Origin of the sequence: Nonomuraea cypriaca, from assembly GCF_015645445.1 — a bacterium.
GTDB lineage: Bacteria > Actinomycetota > Actinomycetes > Streptosporangiales > Streptosporangiaceae > Nonomuraea > Nonomuraea cypriaca.
This window is the reverse complement of sequence record NZ_JADOGI010000411.1, coordinates 1-4,634: the sequence shown is the minus strand read 5'-3', so window position 1 is coordinate 4,634 and position 4,634 is coordinate 1. Positions and strand designations below refer to the sequence as shown.

Genomic DNA, 4,634 nt, shown 5'->3' with positions numbered 1-4,634 from the left:
CCCTCGACGTCCCCGCCCGCCAGGGCGCCACCACCTTCGTCAAGGTCACCGCGCCCAGGGACACGCCCCCGGGCGAGCACCGGCTGACGGTGCGGGTCGGCGACGAGACCACCGAGGTGCCGGTGACCGTCACGGAGACGTGCACCGAGCCCAAGGTGTACGCCACGAGCTTCCATGCCGGCTTCGATCCGGAGCGCGCGGTGGACGGCGACATCGCGACGTACTGGCATTCGGAGTACGCGCCGCCAACCCCGCTCCCGCAGTCCCTCACGCTCAACCTGGGTGAGGTCAAGCAGGTCGGCAAGGTGGAGTACCAGCCGCGCTTCGACGGCAACCTCAACGGCACCATCCTGGACTACAAGGTGTACGTGAGCGCCGACGGGCAGACCTTCACGGAGGTCGCGGCCGGTTCGTGGGCCGGAGACGCGCGGCTCAAGACGGCCACGTTCACGACGGTGGACGCCCGTTACGTCCGGCTCGAAGGCAGCCGGGCGCTCGGCGGCTCGTACCTGTCCGCCGCGGAGGTGACCGCGAGCTGACCCCTCAGGGTCCGCCCTGGCTTCCGTTCCAAGGCTGACCCCTCAGGGCGCGCCCTGGCTTCCGTTCCCGCGCTGACGCCCTCAGAGCCCGCCTCGGCTTCCGTTCCCGGGGCACTGCCTTTTGGGCGCCTTTTCCTTTCGGTGCGAAATGTCGGTCGGGGTGGCTAGTCTGCGGCAGGTGATCGAACGGTGGAGCCGTGATCAGGTGCTCGCCCTCGCCCCCGACGCGTCGTCGCAGAAGGCGGCTCAGGGTGTGGCGGCGGCGGCGAAATGGTCGTTGCGCGGCACGACGGACGGCGTGCTCTTCGGCGAGTGCAAGGGCAGCGGGGCCAAGCCCTACCTGGCCTGCGTCGACCTCGGCGAGCCCGCTTATCGGTGCAGTTGTCCCAGCAGGAAGTTCCCGTGCAAGCACGCGCTCGGGCTGATGCTCATGTGGTCCGCCGACGGCGTGCCCGTTCATGAGGCGGCGCCGCAGTGGGTGATGGAGTGGCTGGAAGGGCGGGCCGAGCGGGCCGCCAAGTCGGCGGCGAAGATCGAGACCGCGCGCACCAGAGCCGGATCCGGCGAGCCTGCCGCCCCTGACGGGGAGTCCGTCCGCCACACACGTGTCGCCGCCGGGCTGGCCGAGCTGGAGCGGTGGCTGGCGGATCAGGTGCGCCAAGGGCTGGCGGGGGCAGCGGGGCACGACTGGGACGGCCTGGCCAAGCGCCTCATCGACGCCCAGGCCCCCGCGGTCGCCGGCGTCGTCTCCCGGCTGGGCCGGGTGCGCGCGGAGGACGGCTGGCCGGGGCGGCTCCTGGAGGAATACGCGCTGATCAACCTCCTCGCCGTCGCCTACCGGCGGCGGGCCGAGCTGCCCGGGCCGCTGGCCAGGACCGTGCTGATCCGGGCGGGCTTTCCTGTCACCCGTGAAGAGGTGCTGTCGGGGCCGGCGGTGCGCGACCTCTGGGACGTGCTGGGCCGGCGGGACGAGGAGGAGGATCGGCTGACGGCGCGGCGCGTCTGGCTCAGGGGACGCCGCACCGGGCGGGCCGCGCTCGTCCTCTCGTTCGCCCCGCAGGGCCAGCCCTTGGACGCCTCCCTGGTCACGGGCACGACGATCGACGCCGAACTGGCCTACTACCCGGGCGCCGCCCCGCTGCGCGCCCTGGTCGCGATCCGGCACGACAGGCCGGACGGGGTTTCCGCCGCGCCGCCGGGTGTGGCGGTGGAGGAGGCGCTCGACGAGGTGGCGCGGGCGCTGGGCGAGGATCCCTGGACCGAGTCGTGGCCGCTCGTGCTGGCCGGGGTGGTGCCAGGGCAGGCCGCGCTGGGCGGGCTGCCGCTGCATCCCAGGGCCCGCGACCCGTGGCGGCTGATCGCCGTCTCCGGCGGCCGGCCGGTCACGGTGGCGACCGAGTGGACACCGCGCGGCGTGCGTCCTCTGACGGCCTGGGACGACGATGGAACGGCGGTGATCCTGTGACAGATCCTGCGACCGGTCCCGTGCCCGGCCTGGTGATCGACCCAGCGACTGGTTCTGCGATCGGCCCTGTGCCCGGCCCAGCGACTGGTTCTGCCACCGGCTCAGCGACCGGCGCTGCGACCGGCCCCCTGATCGGCCCGGTGATGGGGTGGGAGGAGTTGGCGTCGACGGCGCTCGTGGGGACCGGGCGCAGGCCGTACCGAGGCGATCTGCTTGAGACCGCAGCCGTGGAGGTGGTGCGGCGGCGGGCCGGGCAGCGTCCGCACGACGAGGGCGCGCCCGCCGAGGTCGCCCCCGAGGAGGGGCGCGACGCGGTGAGCAGGCGCGCGGCCGAGCGGCTGACGCGCATCATGGGCGGCGAGCACGAGCGGCTGCTGCCAGAATGGCTGGCCGCGGCGGCGGGGACCGGCCGCCGGGTGCCCCCCTACGTGCTGCCCGAGCTGCTGGAGAAGGGCAGGCGCGACCGGTCGATCCGGGTGCATCTCGGCGTGCTGGCCGGGCAGCGCGGCCGGTGGCTGGCCGGGCTCAACCCCGCCTGGGACTACCTCCTGGAGGAGCCGACGGGCGAGACGTGGGAGCTGGGCGGAGCCGCCGACCGGCGGGCGCACCTGCGCGCACTCAGGGCGGCCGACCCCGCCGCGGGCAGGCGGCTGCTGGAGAGCACGTGGGAGAGCGAGACGCCGGACGACCGGGCCGAGTTCGCCGAGGTGCTGGCCGAGGGGCTCAGCATGGACGACGAGCCGTTCCTCGAGGCGGCGCTGGACGACCGGCGCAGAGAGGTGCGCCAGGCCGCCGCCAACCTCCTCACCCGCCTCCCCGGGTCGCGCCTGTCCCTGCGGATGGCCGAGCGGGCCAGGGCCTGCGTGGCCGTCACGGGAAACGTCATCGCCGTCGAAGCCCCCAAGGAGTGCGACAAGGCGATGGAACGCGACGGCGTCCGCCCCAAACCGCCCCGCGGCATCGGCGAGCGGGCCTGGTGGCTGCAGCAGGTCATCGCCCGCGCCCCGCTGACGATCTGGGGCCACCCGCCCGACCGGCTGCTCGCGCTGCGGATCCCCGATTGGGACGCCGAGGTGAAGGCCGCCTGGGTGCGCGCCGCCGTACTGCAGAGGGACCCGGAGTGGGCGCGGGCGATGTTCGGGTGGGACCCGATCGCCGACCTCCTGGAGTCGCTGCCGCCCGACGAGCAGCAGGAGCTCGCCGCCCGGTTCGTCCGCGAGCACGACCTCGACAGCCAGCTCATCATGGTGCTCGGCGGCGTGTCGTCCCACTGGCGCGAGGGCCTGGCCACGGCCGTCCTGCGCAAGATCGTGAAAGTGGCCACCACGCAACCGTGGAACCTCGGCGAGCTGGTCAAGCTCGCCGGCGAGCACATCGACCCGGCGCTGTTCCCGCTGGCCGAGAGTTACTCGCCGGTGGAGTCCATCCAGCAGGTGGCCGCGCTGCTGCGCTTCCGCGCCGAGATGTACAGGGAGCTGGACCCCCGATGAACCACACCCCGGAACCGGAGACCTCATGACCGTTCTGCGCCCGCACGCGGAAGACCAGTACGCCGACGAGCTCGACCTCCTGGCCAAGGACGACGACCGTCCCAGGCCGCCGGGATGGAAGTTGTCGCCGTGGGCCGTGACCACGTACATCCTGGGCGACGGTGACCGCATCAGCCCCAAGTACGTCGGCGCGCGCCGCATCGTGGAGGTCGCCGTCGCCACCCTCGCGACCGACCGCGCGCTGCTGCTGCTCGGCGTGCCGGGCACCGCCAAGACCTGGTTGTCCGAGCACCTCGCCGCCGCCATCAGCGGCGACTCGACCCTGCTCGTCCAGGGCACCGCCGGCACCGCGGAGGAGGCCGTCAGGTACGGCTGGAACTACGCCAGGCTGCTCGCAGAAGGCCCCTCGTTCGAGGCGCTGACCCCGTCGCCCGTGATGCGCGCGATGGCCGAGGGCCGGGTCGCCCGCGTCGAGGAGCTGACCCGCATGCCGTCCGACGTGCAGGACGCGCTGATCACCGTGCTGTCGGAGAAGACGCTGCCGATCCCCGAGCTCAACCGCGAGGTGCAGGCCACCCGCGGCTTCAACGTCATCGCCACGGCCAACGACCGCGACCGGGGCGTCAACGAGCTGTCCAGCGCGCTGCGCCGCCGCTTCAACACCGTGGTGCTGCCCGTCCCTGCCACCGCCGAGGAGGAGGTGGACATCGTCTCCCGCCGCGTCACCCAGCTCGGCCACGCGCTCGAACTGCCCGAGACCACGACCGGGCTGACCGAGATCCGGCGGGTGGTGACGGTGTTCCGTGAGCTGCGCATGGGCGTCACCGAGGACGGCCGCACCAAGGTCAAGTCGCCCAGCGGCACCCTGTCCACGGCCGAGGCCATCTCGGTCCTCACCAACGGCATCGCGCTGGCCGCCCACTTCGGCGACGGCGTCCTGCGTCCCTCCGACGTGGCCGCCGGAATCGTCGGCGCGGTGGTGCAGGAACCGGTGTCGGATCGGGTGGTGTGGCGCGAATACCTGGAGACGGTGGTCAGGGAACGCTCGGACTGGCGCGACTTCTACCGCGCATGCCGCGAGGACTCATGACCACGCCCCCAACCCCCACCCCTTCTGACCACATGAACACCACCCCGGAC

The 4,634-nt window shown here is 73.1% G+C and carries 4 protein-coding genes; all 4 read left to right on the top strand.

Annotated features, from left to right (window positions below; translation table 11 throughout):
* On the top strand, positions 1-539 hold a 539-nt coding region (locus tag ITP53_RS53915), incomplete at its 5' end, for a discoidin domain-containing protein (RefSeq protein ID WP_195903232.1).
* A 178-nt stretch (positions 540-717) separates the two neighbouring features.
* A complete protein-coding gene (locus tag ITP53_RS53910; RefSeq protein ID WP_328818810.1) occupies positions 718-2,004 on the top strand; it encodes an SWIM zinc finger family protein in 1,287 nt (428 codons plus the stop codon).
* 143 nt (positions 2,005-2,147) lie between these two features.
* Positions 2,148-3,494 carry a DUF5691 domain-containing protein gene (locus tag ITP53_RS53905; protein WP_236052209.1) on the top strand — a complete coding sequence of 449 codons (1,347 nt, stop codon included), beginning with the start codon at positions 2,148-2,150 and terminating at the stop codon, positions 3,492-3,494.
* A 25-nt stretch (positions 3,495-3,519) separates the two neighbouring features.
* Positions 3,520-4,584: an ATP-binding protein gene (locus ITP53_RS53900; RefSeq protein WP_195903230.1), complete on the top strand. Its 1,065-nt coding sequence runs from the start codon at positions 3,520-3,522 to the stop codon at positions 4,582-4,584.
* Positions 4,585-4,634: the final 50 nt, after the last annotated feature.